The organism is Nocardioides ochotonae (assembly GCF_011420305.2).
GTDB classification, from domain to species: domain Bacteria; phylum Actinomycetota; class Actinomycetes; order Propionibacteriales; family Nocardioidaceae; genus Nocardioides; species Nocardioides ochotonae.
In genome coordinates, this window is the sequence record NZ_CP061769.1 from 1975836 (window position 1) to 1993068 (window position 17233).

A 17233-nucleotide genomic window follows, 5' to 3' on the forward strand; every position below is an offset into this window, starting at 1 on the left:
CGTTTGGTCCCCAACGACAACTTTCCGGCCCCCGGAGATGTCGTTGGGGACCAAACGACGACACTCCCCCACCCGCGGGCCGCACACCGCGCCCGCCGGCGGCGGGGTGTTTACTGCTCCGGTGAGCACACGGCCGCACACCGGGCACGCCTACCTCGACACGGTCGCGGGTCGGCGTGAGGTGCTGGCGTTCGCGCACCGCGGTGGGGCCTACCACCCCGGCCTCGAGGGCCTGGAGAACACCCTCGCGGCCTTCAAGCACGCCGTGGCGCTCGGCTACCGCTACCTCGAGACCGACGTGCACGTCACCGCCGACGGGGTGCTGCTGGCCTTCCACGACCGGGTCCTCGATCGGGTGACCGACCAGCGCGGCGAGATCGCCTCGCTGACCTACGCCGAGGTGCGTCAGGCACTGGTCGGCGGCCGCGAGGCGGTGCCGACCCTCGAGCGCCTCTTCGAGGAGTTCGCGGACGCCCGGTTCAACATCGACCTCAAGGCCGACGGCGCGGTGAGCGCGTTGGCCGAGTTCATCGACACCCACGACGCCTGGGACCGGGTCCTCGTCGGCTCCTTCTCCCCCCGGCGGCTGCGCCGCTTCCGCGAGCTCACCGACCACCGGGTGCCCACCTCCGCGCACCCGCTGGAGGTGATCGCCTTCCGCTTCCTGCCCAGCGGCCGGCTCGCCGACCTCCTCACCCGCGGGCGGGTCGCGGCGCTGCAGGTGCCGCACCGGCGCGGTCCGTGGCCGCTGACCACCCCGGGACTCGTTCGCCGCGCGCACACCGCCGGCAAGCACGTGCATGTGTGGACCATCGACGACGCGGACCAGATGCGCGAGCTCCTCGACCTCGGGGTCGACGGGCTGTTCACCGACCGCACCGACACCTTGAAGGGCGTGCTCGTCGAGCGCGGCCAGTGGACCGACCAGTGGAGGGACCAGGCATGACGACGACCCAGCCGTCCGGCGAGACCGGCGGGGGCATCGCCGACCCGGAACGGCCCGGCACGCCGCGCGACCGCTACGGCTGGCCGGTGTACGCCTGGGGCCTGTGGGACTGGGGCTCGGCGGCGTTCAACGCCGTCATCACGACCTTCGTGTTCAGCGTCTACATCACCTCCGACAGTTTCGGGCCCGGCGCCTCCTCCAAGCTGGGCTGGGCGCTCGCCGGCGCGGGCGTGCTGATCGCGTTGTTCGCCCCGATCAGCGGCCAGCGCGCCGACCGCTCGGGTCGTCGTACCTTTTGGCTGGCGGTCAACACCGGTCTGGTGATCCTGGCGACGCTCGGGCTGTTCTTCGTCAAGCCGTCGCCGGACTACCTGTGGCTGGGCCTGCTGCTGCTCGCCGCCGGCAACGTGTTCTTCGAGCTCGCCTCGGTGAACTACAACGCGATGCTCAACGAGATCTCCACCCCAGCGACGGTCGGTCGGATCTCCGGGCTCGGCTGGGGGCTGGGCTACCTCGGCGGGATCGTGCTGCTGCTGATCGTCTACTTCGGCCTGATCAGCCCGAAGAAGGGCCTCTTCGGCGTCACGGGTGCCGACGGCCTCGACGTGCGGGTCACGATGCTGTTCTGCGCCGTCTGGACGCTCGTCTTCTCGCTGCCGCTCATCCTGACCCTGCGTGACGACCGCTCCCAGCGCGGCCCCCGCGGCCCCCGGATGGGCGTGCTCGCCTCCTACCGTGCCCTGTTCGCCACCATCGCCGACCTGTGGCGCACCGACCGCAACACCGTGTACTTCCTGGGCGCCTCGGCGGTCTTCCGCGACGGCCTGGCCGGCGTCTTCACCTTCGGGGCCGTGATCGCGGCGAAGGTGTTCGGCTTCAGCGACAGCGGGGTGATCGTGTTCGGCATCGCCGCCAACGTGGTGGCCGGTATCGCCACGATCGCCTTCGGCCACCTCGACGACCTGATCGGGCCCAAGCGCGTGATCGTGCTGTCGCTGAGTGTGATGCTGTTCGCCGGCACGCTGATCTTCTTCCTCCACGACACCGGTACGACGACCTTCTGGGTGTGCGGGCTGGCACTGTGCATCTTCGTGGGACCGGCCCAGTCGGCCTCCCGCACCTTCCTGGCGCGGCTGATCCCCGCAGGCCGCGAGGGGCAGGTCTTCGGCCTCTACGCCACGACCGGGCGCGCGGTCAGCTTCCTGGCCCCGGCGGCCTTCGCGAGCTCGATCTGGATCGGCGCCAAGGTCACCGGCGTGAGCGACCTCGACGACGCCCAGCACTGGGGCATCCTCGGCATCGTCACGGTGATCCTGCTCGGTCTGCTCCTGCTGCTGCCGGTGCGCAGCGGGGTCCGCAGCGACTCCGCGCTGGTCACCACGCCGCCGCCGGGCTGAGGCAAGCCCTCCCCCGGGGCGTGGCGGGGGTTACGCGGACGTCAACCGGGTTACCGTCGATTGTCGGAATCCTTGACCCCTCAGTAGCGTTGAGTACTTCGGAGCCGGATCCCGACTCCAGTCACCGCTACACGGGGAACAGAACGGAGGCGCCTCTATGGCAGAGCGCACATTGCGTGGAGCCCGACTCGGCGGCCAGAGCTTCGAGGACGAGCGCGGCATCGAGTTCGCGGCGCGTCAGCAGGTCGGATACCGCTGCCCGCAGAACCACGAGTTCGAGATCACCATGTCGGTCGAGGCCGACATCCCCGCTGTGTGGGAGTGCCCCCGGTGTGGCGCCGAGGCGCTGAGCACCGCAGGCATCCAGCGCGAGGAGAAGGTCGAGAAGCCGGCCCGCACGCACTGGGACATGCTCCTGGAGCGCCGCTCGGAGAAGGAGCTCGAGGACATCCTCAAGGAGCGCCTCGAGCTGCTGCGCGGCGGCGACATCGGCCCGGCGCACCTGCACCGCGCCAACGCGAAGAAGCGCAAGGCCACGGCCTGAGCCCAGCGGGCTCAGTCGTCGTCCACGACCTCGCCCCGGACCACGGATCCCTCGGATCCGGGTCCGGGGCGTCGCTGTGTGGAGGTGCTGATCACCACGAGCTGGGAGGCGACCAGGCCGCTGACGAGTCGGCGGAACAGCGGCCGGGTGAACGGCAGCACCAGCAGCACCCCGAGGGCGTCGGTGAGGAAGCCCGGGAACACGATCAGCGCGCCGCCGATGAGCACCAGCGCCTGGTCGGACACCTCGCGGCCCGGCACCTGGCCGGTCTCGACCGCGGTGCGCAGCGCGCCCCACGCGCGGGCGCCGGCGTGCCGGATCAGCGAGGAACCCACGACGCTGCCCAGGACGAGCAGGGCGATCGTCCACCACGCCCCGATCTCCTGGCCGACCTGGATGACCACGAAGAGCTCGGCCAGGGGCAGCAGGACGAAGAAGAACAGCAGCACCCAGCGGGTGCGTGGGCGTCGGGTCGTGCTCATGGGGTCCATCGTGCCAGCACGGTCATCGGGCCAGTACCCTGCGCACCTGCGCGGCCCGCTCCCGCAGGCCCCAGGTCGTGATGCGGCGCAGCGACTCCGCCGCGACCGCGCCGCTCATCTTGGAGTCGCCGCGCTCGCGCTCCACGAACTCGATGGGCACCTCGCGCACCCGGAGCCCGGCCTGCAGCGTGCGCGCGGCCAGCTCGGTCTGGAACACGTAGCCGGTGGACTGCACCGACGCCAGGTCGATCGCCTCCAGCGTCGCGCGCCGGTAGAGCCGGAACCCGGCCGTCGCGTCGCGCACCGAGATCCCGAGCAGCAGCCGCACGTAGAGGTTGCCGCCGCGCGAGAGCAGCTCACGGCGCCGCGGCCAGTTCACCACCGTGCCGCCCGGGACCCAGCGTGAGCCGATCACCAGGTCGGCGTCCGCGAGGGCGTCGCGCAGCAGGTGCAGCTGCTCGGGCTGGTGCGAGCCGTCGGCGTCCATCTCCCCGATGACGTCGTAGCCGGAGTCGAGGGCGTGCGCGAACCCGTGGAGGTAGGCGGCGCCAAGGCCCTCCTTGCCGGTGCGGTGCAGCACGTGCACCCGCGGATCGGTCCCGGCGAGCTCGTCGGCGATGTCGCCGGTCCCGTCCGGCGAGGCGTCGTCGACCACGAGGACGTCGACGTCGGGCTGCGCGGCGTGCAGGCGCCCGACGATCCAGGCCAGGTTCTCGGCCTCGTTGTACGTCGGCAGCACCATCACCAGCCGCTGCGACGGGAGCGCCCCGCTCGCGCGGGTGTCGTACGTCGGGCTGCTGCTCACGATCGGGTGGCTCCTCGGGGACTGCCGGCGGTGACGAGCTCGCGCGAGCCGTCGTCGACCGGTGTCGGTCGCACCCGTCGACGATACGGGACCAGTCCGGCGAGGAGCGCCAGGCCGGTGCCCACCAGGCAGGCGGCGGTGATCCACGGGGCCAGCCGGATGCCAGGGGTGACCGCGTCGTTGAGCTCCAGGCGCTCGAGGAGCACCTCCTGGGTGCGCGGGTCGGCGCTGGCCACGACCGTGCCGTCCGGGGCGATCACGCCGGACACGCCGTTGGTCGCGGCGACCACCGCCCACTTGCCGGTCTCGATCGCGCGCAGCCGGGTGATCGCGAACTGCTGGTCGATCTGGTCGGTGTGGATGAACGTGGCGTTGCTGGTCTGCACGACCAGCATCTCCGCGCCGTTCTCGACCTGGGCGTAGATCCCGTCGTCGTAGGCGACGTCGAAGCAGATCGCGTCGGCGACCGGGACCCCGGCGATGTCCAGCGGGGAGGTGCGGGTGCCGCTGAGCATGTCGCGCGGGATCATCGCCAGCCGCCCGAACTGGGCGGTGAAGAAGTCGCGGAACGGGATCCACTCGCCGTACGGCACGGGGTGCCACTTGGTGTAGCGCTCCCCCGGCCCGGTCTCGGGGTCCCACACGATGCCCTGGTTGAGCACGTTGCCGGGGCCGCCGTCGACCAGTCCGCCGACCAGCACCGGGACGCCGATGGCCGCCGCGGCGCGGTCGATGCCGTCGCGGATCTCACCGGGACGGAACGGGTCGGAGGCGGTGGAGTTCTCCGGCCAGACCACGAAGTCGGGGCGCGGCGCCTCGCCCGCGTCGACCGCGCGGGCCAGGTCGAGGGTGGCCTCGACGTGGTTGCGGGTCACCCCGGGGGCGTCGTAGAGGATGTCGTTGCCCGGGCCGGGCACGTCGCCCTGCACCGCGGCCACGGTCGCCTCCCCGGTCGGGGTGGGCGACCACGGCGCCAGCACCGGTACGGCGAGCAGCGCGACGCCCGCGACGAGCACGCCCGCGACCACGCGGCGCGCCCGCCCGCGCTCGATCACCAGCGCGGCGAGCAGGGTGCCGCCGAGGGCGAGGATGAAGGAGACGCCGACCGCGCCGACGTACGGCAGCGCGTTCGCGACGGGGGTGTCGACGACGCCGAAGGAGAGCCGGCCCCAGGGCATGCCACTGAACGGCCAGCCGCTGCGCCAGACCTCCATCGATACCCATGCCGTGGCCAGCCACAGCGGCCACCACCGGCGCCGGTGCAGGATCGCCGCGACCGAGCCGAGCAGGCCGTAGAAGAGCGCCTCGATACCGGCGAGGGCCAGCCACGCGTCGGTGCCGACCGAGCGCATCCACCAGATGTGGGTGTAGTAGAAGGCGACCCCGAAGACCAGGCCCGGGATCCAGCCGCTGCGCGCGCGCAGCCCGCGCGTGGCCATGGCGAAGCCGGTGACGCCGAGGGGCAGCAGGATCGGGAGGGCGACGGGTTCGAAGGCCAGCGCGAGCGCCAGACCGGCGACGAGGGCCAGGGCGGTCCGCTTCAGCACGACACCCACGGTACCGGGGCCCAGCAGAGCGACGGGAGGAGCCCGAAACCCTTCGGTCCAACCCGATGCCCGGCTGGCTGCCGACCGCGTGGTTGTTGTCTAGGGGGTCCGGGTTCCTCCCGTGCCAGCCCCGCGGGGCGAACCGACCTCCGCGAACAATGTCGAACAGGTGCCTGGCACCCACACCCTTCGACACAGCCACTCGGACGCCGGTTCGCCGACCACGATCTGCATGGGCGGACGCTTCACAGTCCATGCTCCGGGTGCGACTGTCAACACCGCGCTGACCTGCGCGAACGGATGTCCTCGCAGGTCAGGGGCATGATCGGGCATACCCAATTTTTGCAGCGAATCCAGACCACTTCGGCGCGTCGGCAGATCTGCCCGGCGTCAGCCCGTGGCGTGTGCTATTGCTCCGGGCACGACCACGGTCCCGCGTGCCGTCGTCGCGAGGAGCGGCGGCTCCAGCACCTCGGCGGCGCCCGGCTGGGCGGCGCTCCCGCAGCCGCGGGCGACGACGCGCAGCGCGAGTTCGAGGGTGCGCGAGCGGGTGCCGACGGCGACGAGCTCGGCGGTCGCCTCGACGACGTCGCCGGCGCGCACCGGGGCGAGGAAGCGCACGTCGGCGTACCCGGCGAAGAGCCCCTCGTCGCCGTCGGTGCGGATGCACATCTCGGTGGCCACGTCGCCGAACAGCCCGAGTCCGTAGGCCCCGTCGACGAGGCTGCCGGCGTAGTGGGCGTGGCTGTGGGGCACGTAGCGCCGGTGCACCACCCGGGTGCCGATCACCGGCCCCTCGCCGCTCACGCCTCGACCCCCGCGCGGGCGGCCACCCGGTGGGCGAGGAACGAGGCGACCTCGCCGGGCGTCGTACCCCGCCCGAAGACCCGGTCGACGCCGAGCGCGGCGGCCGCGGACTCCTCGAACCGGGGCCCGCCGACGACCAGCAGCGGACGTCCGCCGTCGGGGTACGCCGCGGCGAACCCGGCGGCGACCTGGCGGGCGTGCAGCAGGTGCGCGTCGCGCTGGGTGACCACCTGGGAGACCAGCACCGCGTCGGCACCCTCCTCGACGGCCCGGGCGACGAGGTGGTCCACCTCCACCTGGGCGCCGAGGTTCACCACCTTGACCTCCCGGTAGTACTCCAGGCCCTTCTCCCCCGCGAACCCCTTGATGTTGAGGATCGCGTCGATCCCCACGGTGTGCGCGTCGGTGCCGACGCAGGCGCCGACCACCACCAGGCGGCGGCGCAGGGAGCGTCGGATCGAGGCGTTGACCTCGGCCGGGGTGAGCAGCGGGTAGTCGCGCTCGACCACCCGCACCGTGTCGGTGTCGACCAGGTGGGAGACCCGGCCGTAGACCACGAAGAAGGTGAACCCGGGGCCCATCGCCTGCGCGTGAACCACCATCGCCGGGTCCATGCCCATCGAGGCGGCGAGCTGCGCGGCCGCGCCCTCCGCGACCTTCGAGTGCGGCAGCGGGAGGGTGAAGCTGACCTGCACCATCCCGTCCCCCGTGGTGTCGCCGTACGGGCGCACGATCATGACTCCTCCAGCAGGTCGGTGGCGGGGTTGTGGTAGCCGTCGGCCTTCTCGGCGACACCGTCGAGGCCGCGTCCGCCGTTGGCGGGGCGGCGCATCAGCCCGAAGGTGCCGTCGGCGATGGCGTCGAGCAGGCCGTGCTCGTGCTCGGTGATCCGGGTGAGCAGGTCGACCGACTCCCCCAGCACCTGCCGGGCGCGGTTCGCGATCAGGCCGTCGGGGGCCGGGTGGAAGTCCTCGTGCAGCCCGCCCGCGGCCTCCAGCACGTAGCGCACGTTGCGCAGCGCCAGGTCGCGGTCGGAGAGCCACGGCGTCACCACCGCCTCGGTCATCATCCCCACGAGCAGGATGCCCTGGCCGGTGAGCGCGCCGGCGAGGTTGAAGAACCCGTCGAGCAGGTAGCCGCGGAACACGTCGCCGGTCATGTGCCGGGTGGGCGGCATCCACTTCAGGGGTGCGTCCGGGAAGAGCTCGCGGGCCAGCATCGCGTGGGCGAGCTCGAGTCGGAAGGAGTCGGGCAGGTCCGGGTCGATCTCGAAGGCGTGCCCGAGCCCGAGCTGCCAGTCCTCCAGGCCTGCCTCCTTGGCGAAGTACTCGTTGAGCAGCTGGCTGGTGGTGACGGTGTGCGCGGCCTCGACCGCGTCGGCGGTGGTGAGGTAGTTGTCCTCGCCGGTGTTGATGATGATCCCGGCCCGGGCATGGACCTGGCGGCTGAAGCGCTGGTCGACGAAGGTGCGCACCGGGTTGATGTCGCGGAAGAGGATCCCGTACATCGAGTCGTTGAGCATCATGTCGAGCCGCTCGAGCCCGGCCAGGACGGCGATCTCGGGCATGCACAGCCCGCTGGCGTAGTTGGTCAGGCGCACGTAGCGGCCCAGCTCGCGGCTGGACTCGTCGAGCGCGGCGCGCATCAGCCGGAAGTTCTCCTGGGTGGCGTAGGTGCCGGCGAAGCCCTCGTGGGTCTCCCCCTCCGGCACGTAGTCCAGCAGGCTCTGCCCGGTGGAACGGATCACCGCGATCACGTCGGCGCCCTCACGGGCGGCCTGTTGGGCCTGCGGGATGTCCTCGCGGATGTCGCCGGTGGCCACGATCAGGTAGATCCAGGGCTTGCTGGGGGCGTCGCCGTGGGTCGCGATCAGGGTCTCGCGCTCGTGGCGGCGCCGGTCGATGCGCGCCAGGCCCTCGCCGACCCGGGCTCGGGAGACCTCCCGGGCGCGGACGGCGTCGGTCCCGGTCGGCAGCCGGAACGACACCGAGCCCACGGCCGCCTTCTGGGCGAGCGTGGCCAGGTCGTGGGCCTCGCCGCGTAGGAGCGCGTCCCAGACCGGGAGCGCGACGCCGTGCTCGAGGCCGACCGCGTCGCGCACCGCGTCGGCGAGCCGGTTGACCCACGGGGTCCCCTCGGCGTCGGCGCCCGTGAGCCCGCCCAGGCGCAGCGTCGCGCGCTCGACGGCGACGGTGGTGTGCGCGTGGGCCATCTGCACGATCGGCTCGCCGGCGCGCCGGGCCAGCTCGCGTGCCTGGCGGATCGTGGTCGGGTCGAGACCGAGGGTGCTCATCGGCCCACCCGCTCGGTCAGCAGGTCACGGACGCCGGGGTGGCGCCGCACCAGGTCGAGGGCGTACGCCGCGTGCCCCGGCACGTAGCCGTTGCCGACCAGCATCGTGACGTCGGCGGCCAGGCCCTCCGCGCCCAGGGCGGCGGCGGAGAAGGAGGTCGCCATCGAGAAGAACACCACCGTGCCGCCCTCGGCGGTGGCCAGCACCGCGCCGCCCTCGCACCCGGGCACGTCCACGCACACGACGCTCACGTCGGCGGGACCTCCGGTTTCGCGCACCGCGTCCCGCAGCGCGATCGGGTCGCGGGCGTCGGCGACCACCACCGTGTCGGCCAGTCCGGTGGCCGCGAGCCGGCGGGCCTCCTCCTCGCTGGGGACCACGCCGACGGTGCGCCCGGCACCGGCCTCGCGGGCCGCGGCCAGGCTCAGCGACCCGGACTTGCCCCCGCCCCCCAGCACCACGACCGTCGGCGGGCGGGCGCCGGGGCGCGCGGCGTACTGCTCCACGACGCGGCGGGTCAGCGCCGGGGCCCCGCACACGTCCATCACCGCCAGGCTCAGCGCGGTCGGCAGGTCCTCGGGCAGCACGGCGGCCACCGAGCGGCCGAAGAGCACCGCATGACCCGTGCACGGCACCTGCTCGTCGAGTCCGTCCCAGCCCGCCAGGTCGTCCTCGATGACGAGCGGGGTGAGGGTGAGCGAGACCAGGGTCGCGACCCGCTGCCCAACCCGTAGCCCCAGCGGGGACTCCGGGCCCACCTCCTCCACGGTGCCGACCAGCATGCCGCCGGAGCCGGTGACGGGGTTCTGCATCTTGCCGCGCGCCGCGACGATGTCGAGCACCGCGCGCCGCACGGCCGCACCGTCCCCGCCGTGGGCACGGGACAGTTGGCCGTACGACGCGGCGTCGAGGTTGAGGCGCTCCACGCGCACCCGGACCTCGTCGGGCCACAGCTCGCGGCGGGTGTCGAGGCGCTCGGCGGCCTGCGGAAGGACCCGCTCCGCGTCGAGCACGCGGTGCAGGCCGGTCGGGTCGCTGGTGAGCAGCGCTCGCATTCGCATCTCCGTATCTCCGGCCAGCAGACGGGAAATCTTGCGGCCGATGGGTGGACGGGCAGGAGGATCGACTCCTACTGTGGCAGACATGACGCAGGTCACACAACGACCGTGCGCCCTCAGCGTCCGCCGCCACCCGGGAGACCGCCCATGACCGTCCACGCCACCACCTCGCGACCGGAGGCCCCTCGGGGCGAGCAGCCGTACGCCTACCGCCGCACCGAGCTGGTCGAGCCCGACTGGACCCGGTTCCCCGGCTGGCGGGAGGTGACGGTGGAGCAGTGGGAGTCGGTGCAGTGGCAGCGCGCCCACTGCGTCAAGAACCTGCGTCAGCTGCGCGAGCTGCTCGGCGGCCTCGTCGACGAGGTCTTCTACGACGACCTGGCGCGCGACCAGGCGGAGCGGGCCACGATGTCGATGCTGGTGCCGCCGCAGATGCTCAACACGATGGCGCCCGACGTGCAGCCGCGGGGCCCGGGGTCGCTGACCGCGGCGTTCTATGCCGACCCGGTGCGCCGGTACATGATCCCGGTCTTCTCCGACCGGCGTACCGACTGGCCCTCGCACCCGCACGCCAGCCGGGACTCCCTGCACGAGCACGCCATGTGGGCCAGCGAAGGGCTCACCCACCGCTACCCGACCAAGGTGCTCGCCGAGCTGCTGCCCACCTGCCCGCAGTACTGCGGGCACTGCACCCGCATGGACCTGGTGGGCACCTCGACCCCGGTGGTGGACAAGCTGCGCTTCGAGCTCAAGCCGGTCAACCGGCTCGACGCGATGCTCGACTACCTGCGCCGCACCCCGGAGGTGCGTGACGTGGTGGTCTCCGGCGGCGACGTCGCCAACATGCCGTGGCCGCGGCTGGAGGACTTCCTGATCCGGCTGCTGGAGATCGAGAACATCCGCGACATCCGGCTCGCGACCAAGGCACTGATCGGGCTGCCCCAGCACTGGCTGCAGCCCGACGTCGTCACCGGCGTGGCCCGGGTCGCCGAGCTCGCCCGCTCCCGCGGGGTGTCGCTGGCCATCCACACCCACGCCAACCACGCCCAGTCGATCACCCCGCTGGTCGCCCGCGCCAGCGGCGCGATGCTGGACGCCGGGCTGCGCGACGTGCGCAACCAGGGGGTGCTGCTCGACGGCGTGAACGCCGACCCGCACGCGCTGCTCGACCTGAGCTTCCGGCTGCTCGACGACGCCCGGGTGATGCCCTACTACTTCTACATGTGCGACATGATCCCGTTCAGCGAGCACTGGCGGGTCTCGGTCGCCCACGCCCAGCGGCTGCAGCACCAGATCATGGGCTACCTCCCCGGCTTCGCCACCCCGCGGATCGTGTGCGACGTGCCGTTCGTCGGCAAGCGGTGGGTGCACCAGATCGCTGACTACGACACCGAGCGCGGGATCTCGTACTGGACGAAGAACTACCGCACCTCGATCGAGAGCGCCGACCCCGACGCCCTGGGCCGCCGGTTCGAGTACTACGACCCGATCCACACGCTCCCCGCTGCGGGGCAGGAGTGGTGGGCCCGGCACGCCTGAGGTGTGTCGTTTGGTCCCCAACGACAATCCGAGGGCCCCATTTGCTGTCGTTGGGGACCAAACGACAGGGTGTTGGCGGCGCGCGAAGGCGCAGCGACGTTCGACGCCCGGGGGCGTCAGCCGGTGACCGGTCGGCTCTCGTAGTACGTCGTGAGCACGATCGTGGTGCGGGTGGAGACGTTGGCGGCGGCGCGGATGCGGGCCAGCAGGTCCTCGAGTGCCACCGGGGTGGCGGTGCGGACCTTCAGCATGTACGACTCGTCCCCGGCCACCGACCAGCACGACTCGATCTCGGGCACGTCGCGCAGCCGCTCCGGGCAGTCGTCGGGCTGCGAGGGGTCGATCGGCCGGATGGAGATGAACGCCGTCAGCGGCAGCCCCAGCTGGCCGTGGTTGATGGTGGCGCCGTAGCCGGAGATCAGCCCGCGCTGCTCGAGGCGCTTGACCCGCTGGTGCACCGCGGAGGTGGACAGGCCGGTCGCGCGGCCCAGGTCGGTGTAGGACATCCGGCCGTCCGCAGCCAGCAGCTGGAGGATCTTGCGGTCGGTTGTCTCGACCTCGGCGGCGGTCACGACGCTCAGCGTGCCACAACGGCGTGGGAGGATCCGAGCGTGACCGCACCGCAGACACCCGGCCGCCTGATGCTCCTGGACACCGCGTCGATGTACTTCCGCGCCTTCTTCGGGGTCCCCGAGATCCTCGCCCCCGACGGCAGCACCCCGGTCAACGCGGTGCGGGGGTTGATGGACTTCATCTCGCGCCTGGTCGAGGAGTACCGGCCCACCGAGCTGGTCTGCTGCTGGGACAACGACTGGCGCCCGCAGTGGCGCGTCGACCTGGTCCCGACGTACAAGACCCACCGGGTCGAGGCCGAGGTCGAGCAGGCCCCCGACGTGGAGGTCGTGCCGGATCCGCTGCAGGTGCAGGTGCCGATCATCCGCGACGTGCTCGCGGCGTTCGGGATCTCCGTCGTCGGCGCCGACGGCTACGAGGCCGACGACGTCATCGGCACCCTCGCCACCGGCGCCGGACGCCCGGTCGACGTGGTGACCGGGGACCGCGACCTGTTCCAGCTCGTCGACGACGACGCCGAGGTGCGCGTGCTCTACATCGCGCGCGGCATCAGCAAGCACGAGCGGGTCACCAACGACTGGGTGCGGGCCAAGTACGCCGTGGACGCCGCGCAGTACGCCGACTTCGCGACCATGCGCGGAGACGCCTCCGACGGGCTGCCCGGGGTCAAGGGCGTCGGTGAGAAGACCGCGGCCACCCTGTTGGAGCGGTACGGCGACATGCCCGGCATCCTCGCCGCCGCCGAGGACCCCGCCTCGGGCATGGGGCCCGGGCCGCGCGCGAAGATCAAGGCGGCGGCCGACTACCTCGCGGTCGCACCCCAGGTGGTCGCGGTGGCGCGCGACCTCGACCTCCCGCGCACCGGCCACGACATCCCCCGCTCCCCCGCCGACCCCGACCGGGTCCGCGCCCTCGCCGCCCAGTGGGGGCTCGAGTCGCCCACCGAGCGGCTGCTGAAGGCCCTCGCCGGCTGAGGCAGCTCTCGCTCGGCGATGCGACGTTTGGTCCCCAACGACACTCCTGGGGCCCGAACTGTTGTCGTTGGGGACCAAACGACGACAGTTTCCTGGCCCCCGGGATCCGTCAGGCCACGCAGAACTCGTTGCCCTCGGGGTCGAGCATCACAACATGGCCGAGTGCGTCGCCGTAGTGCTGCTCGCGGACCACGGAGGCGCCGAGGCAGGTGAGCGCGCGGACCTTGTCCCGGATGATCTGCGCCCGTGCGGCCATGTCGGGGCTCTCCTCGCTGGTCACCCGGATGTCGATGTGGAACCGATTCTTCGCCGTTTTGGCTTCGGGGACGCGCAGCCACGCGATCGCAGGCCCCTTCCCCGCCGGGTCGACGATGGAGGCGCCAGCCGGTTCCTCGTAACCCGGCTCGAGGACGTACCCGAGCGCGCTCGCCCAGAACGCCGCCAGCGCGTGCGGGTCGTTCGCGTCACCGCCCAACGTCCAGTGCATCGCCATGCGAGAAGGGTAGGGCGGACCGAGGGTCCGCGGCGTCCGCATCGGCTCTCGCAGCTGCCCCGGGCGACCACTCATCTCGGTGGTCTGGAGGCGTGCGGCCGGCGCCGAGCGATGCGACGTTTGGTCCCCAACGACATTCCCGGGGCCCGAAATGTTGTCGTTGGGGACCAAACGACGACCTTCTCGACCCACAGCGGCCGCCGCGGGCGCCGTCACCAACCCCCTCGTAGCGTGAGCGCATGGATCGCATCGCAATCGTCGGGGGCCACGGTCAGGTGGCCCAGCAGCTCATCCACGTCCTGCGCCGCAGCGAGCACACCCCGGTGGCGCTGGTGCGCCGCGAGGAGTACCGCGAGGAACTGGAGTCCCAGGGCGCCGAGGTGCGCCTGCTCGACATCGAGGGCCAGGACGCCGCGGCGTTCGCGGAGGCCTTCGCCGGCTGCGCCGCGGTGGTCTTCGCCGCAGGCGGCGGACCCGACGGCAACATCGAGCGCAAGCGCACCGTGGACCTCGAGGGGTCGCTGAAGTCGATCGAGGGCGCCCGCCGTGCCGGTATCAGCCGGTTCGTGCAGGTCTCCGCGATCGGCGTCGACAACCCGCTGCCCGAGGACACCGCGCCGGTCTGGAAGGCGTACGTCGAGGCCAAGCGGGACGCCGACGCCGCGCTGCGCGACAGCGGCCTGGACTGGACGATCCTGCGCCCCGGCATGCTCACCGACGACCCGGCCACCGGTGAGGTCGAGCTGGGCGGCGAGGTCGAGCGTGACGCGGTGACCCGAGCCGACGTGGCGGCGGTGATCGCGGCCGTCCTCGACACCCCGGGCAGCATCCGGCACCAGTGGAACCTGGTCAACGGCACCACCCCGGTCGCAGAGGCGGTCGCCGCAGCCTCGCGCTGACGCACCGGATCCCGCAGAACCAGCAGACACCGCTCAGCCCGGGGCGATCGGCCCCGGGCTGAGCGCTGCTCAGTCCTCCGCGAGCCCGCCGGAGGCGACCACGCCGCGGCGTACCCGGTCCACGACCTGGCGCGCGGTGTGGCGCACCGGGGAGTCCCCGGCGGCGTTGGCGACCTGCCCGGCGAGGTCGAGGAGCTGCTTCATCCAGCGCACGAAGTCGCCGGCGGCCAGCTCGCTGGCGCGCAGCACGTCGTCGAGGTCGTCACCCTCGCTCCAGCGGTACGCCGTCCAGGCCAGCCCCAGGTCGGGCTGGCGCAGGAAGTCGAGGCGGTTGTCCTTCTCGAGGCGGTCCAGCTCGCCCCAGACCCGCACCATCTCCCCGATCACGTCGCGGGCCCGGCCGCCGGGCAGCCGCGGCACGGAGGCGTCGTCGGGGCGCCGAGCCTCGAAGACCAGCACCGACAGGGCAGCGGCGAGCTCGGAAGGCGACAGGTCGTCCCACAGCCCGTGGCGCAGGCACTCCGCCGCGACCAGGTCGAGCTCGGAGTAGAGCCGCATCAGGTGCCGCCCGCGCGGGGTCACCTCGTCGCCGTCGAGGTAGTCCAGCGCGGTCAGCACGTCGCAGACCCGGTCGAACTGGCGCGCCACGGTGTTGGTGCGCTGCTCCACCCGGCGCTGGAGGGTGTCGGCGTCGCGGCGCAGCTTGTGCCACCGCTCGGCCCAGCGGGCATGGTCCTCGCGCTCGGGGCAGGCGTGGCAGGGGTGCGCGCGCAGCTCGTCGCGCAGCCGGGCGACCTCCTCGTCGGCCCCGGAGTGCGCCATCGCGGTCCGCGCACCACCGCTCCGGGCGCCGGGCGGCGGAGGCGCGAGGTCGTGGGTGCGCGAGCGCAGCGCGGAGGCCAGGTCGCGACGCATCTGCGGGTTGCGGCCGTTGAAGTTCTTCGGCACCCGCACCTTCGCCAGCGCCTCGACAGGCGTCGGGAAGTCGATCATCGCCAAGCGCCGGGCCTGCCGGTCCGCGGTGACGACGTAGGGCCGCGGGCCGTCCGGCGACCAGCCGGGGTCGATCACCACGGCGTACCCGGCGAACTTGCCGGTCGGCACCCGGATCACGTCGCCGGGACGCAGCGCGCGCAGCGACTCGATCGCCTCCACGCGCCGGTCGGCCTTGCGGGCCCGGCTGGCGTCCTTCTCGACGTCGGTGATGCGCCGGCGCAGCGCGGCGTACTCCATGAAGTCGCCGAGGTGGCAGGTCGCGGCCTCGCGGTAGCCGTCGAGGGCGTCCTCGGCCTTGCGCAGCTGACGCGCCAGCCCGACGACGGCCTTGTCGGCCTGGAACTGGGCGAAGGACTGCTCCAGCAACTCCCGCGATCGCGCCCGGCCGAACTGGTGGACCAGGTTGACCGCCATGTTGTACGACGGGCGGAACGACGAGCGCAGCGGATAGGTGCGCGTCGATGCGAGCCCGGCCAGCTCCTTGGGGTTCATCCCCTGCTGCCACAGCACGACGCCGTGGCCCTCGGTGTCGAGGCCGCGGCGGCCCGCGCGCCCGGTCAGCTGGGTGTACTCCCCCGGCGTGATCGAGGCGTGGGTCTCGCCGTTCCACTTGGTCAGCTTCTCGATGACCACGGTGCGCGCGGGCATGTTGATGCCGAGCGCGAGGGTCTCGGTCGCGAAGACGACCTTGCACAGCCCGCGGGTGAACAGCTCCTCGACGCACTGCTTGAACGCCGGCAGCATGCCCGCGTGGTGGGCGGCCACGCCGCGGGTCAGACCGTCGAGGAAGTCGTGGTAGCCCAGGACGTGGCGGTCCTCGTCGGGCAGGTGACGCAGGCTCTCCTCGACGTACTCATAGATCTCGTCGCGCTCCTCCGGCGAGGTGAGGCGTACGCCGCTGGCCAGGCACTGCTGCACCGCCGCGTCGCAGCCGATCCGGCTGAAGATGAACACGATCGCCGGCAGCAGCCCGTCGCGCTCGAGGCGCTCGATGACCTCGGGACGGCTCGGCACCCAGACCCGGCGGCCGTTGCCGACCTGGCGCCCGCCCTTGCCCCCTCTGCCGCCCTGGCCGCGCGGTGAGCGGCGATCGCGCACATGGGTGGCCGCCCAGTCGTCGCGGGCCACCTTCATCAGCTCGCCGTTGACCGCGGCGCCCTCCTTGACGAAGCCGGCGGAGGCGTCGACGTCGGAGCCCGCGAACAGGTTCAGCAGCCGGCGCCCCACCATCACGTGCTGGTACAGCGGCACCGGTCGTCGCTCCTCGAGCACCGTGGCGGTCTCGCCGCGCACGGTGGCCAGCCACTCGCCGAACTCCTCGGCGTTGGACACGGTCGCGGAGAGCGAGACCAGCGCCACCGACTCCGGCAGGTGGATGATCACCTCCTCCCACACCGCGCCGCGCGAGCGGTCGGCGAGGTAGTGCACCTCGTCCATCACCACGAAGCCGAGGCCGAGCAGGGTCCGGGAGCCGGCGTAGAGCATGTTGCGCAGCACTTCGGTGGTCATCACCACGACCGGCGCCTCGCCGTTGATGGTGTTGTCACCGGTGAGCAGCCCGACCTGGTCGGGGCCGTAGCGGGCCACCAGGTCGTGGTACTTCTGGTTCGACAGCGCCTTGATCGGCGTCGTGTAGAAGGCCTTGCGACCGGTCGCCAGGGCGAGGTGGATCGCGAACTCCCCCACGATCGTCTTGCCGGACCCGGTGGGGGCGGCCACCAGGACCCCGCGCCCCTCCTCGATCTCGCGGCAGGCTCGCAGCTGGAAGTCGTCGAGCGGGAAGTCGTGCAGCGACTGGAACTCCCGCAGGACCGGGTGGTTCTTGTGCTGTCGGTACGACGCGTACCGCTCCGACGGGGACAGCTCGTCGGCGCTCATGC

The 17233-nt window shown here is 72.3% G+C and carries 16 protein-coding genes; 6 read left to right on the forward strand and 10 right to left on the reverse strand.

Going from position 1 to position 17233, the window contains the following annotated elements:
- The first annotated feature begins 121 nt into the window (after nucleotides 1-121).
- The 3 genes from HBO46_RS09570 (at nucleotide 122) to HBO46_RS09580 (ending at nucleotide 2887) form a co-directional block, all read left to right on the forward strand.
- Nucleotides 122-946, forward strand: coding sequence for a glycerophosphodiester phosphodiesterase (locus HBO46_RS09570; protein WP_224769470.1), 825 nt, complete (start codon nucleotides 122-124; stop codon nucleotides 944-946).
- Complete coding sequence (locus tag HBO46_RS09575; RefSeq protein WP_166138452.1) at nucleotides 943-2343, forward strand: MFS transporter; 1401 nt, start codon at nucleotides 943-945, stop codon at nucleotides 2341-2343. The genes HBO46_RS09570 and HBO46_RS09575 overlap by 4 nt, the downstream gene beginning before the upstream one ends.
- Before the next feature lie 157 nt (nucleotides 2344-2500).
- The gene (locus HBO46_RS09580) at nucleotides 2501-2887 is read left to right on the forward strand and encodes an RNA polymerase-binding protein RbpA (protein ID WP_166138449.1); all 387 of its coding nucleotides are present in this window, start codon (nucleotides 2501-2503) and stop codon (nucleotides 2885-2887) included.
- 11 nt (nucleotides 2888-2898) lie between these two features.
- Here HBO46_RS09580 and HBO46_RS09585 read toward each other — a convergent pair whose 3' ends face one another.
- The 7 genes from HBO46_RS09585 to kdd all read right to left on the reverse strand — a co-directional run bounded on the left by HBO46_RS09585 (nucleotide 2899) and on the right by kdd (nucleotide 9876).
- Nucleotides 2899-3369 carry an FxsA family protein gene (locus tag HBO46_RS09585; protein WP_166138447.1) on the reverse strand — a complete coding sequence of 157 codons (471 nt, stop codon included), beginning with the start codon at nucleotides 3367-3369 and terminating at the stop codon, nucleotides 2899-2901.
- A gap of 22 nt (nucleotides 3370-3391) precedes the next feature.
- Entirely contained in the window at nucleotides 3392-4111 is a 720-nt protein-coding gene (locus HBO46_RS09590; RefSeq protein WP_166138952.1) for a polyprenol monophosphomannose synthase, read from the reverse strand.
- A 59-nt stretch (nucleotides 4112-4170) separates the two neighbouring features.
- On the reverse strand, nucleotides 4171-5721 hold the full coding sequence (gene lnt / locus HBO46_RS09595) for an apolipoprotein N-acyltransferase (RefSeq protein WP_224769471.1): 1551 nt from the start codon (nucleotides 5719-5721) through the stop codon (nucleotides 4171-4173).
- 390 nt (nucleotides 5722-6111) lie between these two features.
- Nucleotides 6112-6528 carry a 3-aminobutyryl-CoA ammonia lyase gene (gene kal, locus HBO46_RS09600; protein ID WP_224769472.1) on the reverse strand — a complete coding sequence of 139 codons (417 nt, stop codon included), beginning with the start codon at nucleotides 6526-6528 and terminating at the stop codon, nucleotides 6112-6114.
- On the reverse strand, nucleotides 6525-7265 hold the full coding sequence (gene kamE / locus HBO46_RS09605) for a lysine 5,6-aminomutase subunit beta (RefSeq protein WP_166138445.1): 741 nt from the start codon (nucleotides 7263-7265) through the stop codon (nucleotides 6525-6527). Before kamE ends, kal begins: the two co-directional genes overlap by 4 nt.
- Complete coding sequence (kamD, locus tag HBO46_RS09610; protein WP_166138443.1) at nucleotides 7262-8821, reverse strand: lysine 5,6-aminomutase subunit alpha; 1560 nt, start codon at nucleotides 8819-8821, stop codon at nucleotides 7262-7264. The genes kamE and kamD overlap by 4 nt, the downstream gene beginning before the upstream one ends.
- On the reverse strand, nucleotides 8818-9876 hold the full coding sequence (gene kdd, locus HBO46_RS09615) for an L-erythro-3,5-diaminohexanoate dehydrogenase (protein ID WP_166138440.1): 1059 nt from the start codon (nucleotides 9874-9876) through the stop codon (nucleotides 8818-8820). The genes kamD and kdd overlap by 4 nt, the downstream gene beginning before the upstream one ends.
- Nucleotides 9877-10026: 150 nt before the next feature.
- On the opposite strand from kdd, the gene HBO46_RS09620 reads away from it, so the two are divergent.
- Nucleotides 10027-11418, forward strand: coding sequence for a KamA family radical SAM protein (locus HBO46_RS09620; protein ID WP_166138438.1), 1392 nt, complete (start codon nucleotides 10027-10029; stop codon nucleotides 11416-11418).
- A 116-nt stretch (nucleotides 11419-11534) separates the two neighbouring features.
- Here HBO46_RS09620 and HBO46_RS09625 read toward each other — a convergent pair whose 3' ends face one another.
- Nucleotides 11535-11990 (reverse strand): Lrp/AsnC family transcriptional regulator, encoded by a 456-nt coding sequence (locus HBO46_RS09625; protein ID WP_166138435.1) that lies wholly within the window; start codon nucleotides 11988-11990, stop codon nucleotides 11535-11537.
- Between the two features lie 69 nt (nucleotides 11991-12059).
- Between HBO46_RS09625 and HBO46_RS09630 the strand changes: the two genes are divergently transcribed.
- Nucleotides 12060-12965 carry a 5'-3' exonuclease gene (locus HBO46_RS09630; protein ID WP_166138944.1) on the forward strand — a complete coding sequence of 302 codons (906 nt, stop codon included), beginning with the start codon at nucleotides 12060-12062 and terminating at the stop codon, nucleotides 12963-12965.
- A 109-nt stretch (nucleotides 12966-13074) separates the two neighbouring features.
- On the opposite strand, the gene HBO46_RS09635 is transcribed toward HBO46_RS09630, so the two are convergent.
- Nucleotides 13075-13458, reverse strand: coding sequence for a VOC family protein (locus HBO46_RS09635; RefSeq protein ID WP_166138432.1), 384 nt, complete (start codon nucleotides 13456-13458; stop codon nucleotides 13075-13077).
- Nucleotides 13459-13697: 239 nt separating this feature from the next.
- Between HBO46_RS09635 and HBO46_RS09640 the strand changes: the two genes are divergently transcribed.
- On the forward strand, nucleotides 13698-14357 hold the full coding sequence (locus HBO46_RS09640) for an NAD(P)H-binding protein (protein WP_166138429.1): 660 nt from the start codon (nucleotides 13698-13700) through the stop codon (nucleotides 14355-14357).
- A gap of 69 nt (nucleotides 14358-14426) precedes the next feature.
- Here the strand turns inward: HBO46_RS09640 and HBO46_RS09645 are convergent, their stop codons facing one another.
- Nucleotides 14427-17231 (reverse strand): DEAD/DEAH box helicase, encoded by a 2805-nt coding sequence (locus HBO46_RS09645; RefSeq protein WP_166138426.1) that lies wholly within the window; start codon nucleotides 17229-17231, stop codon nucleotides 14427-14429.
- Nucleotides 17232-17233: the final 2 nt, after the last annotated feature.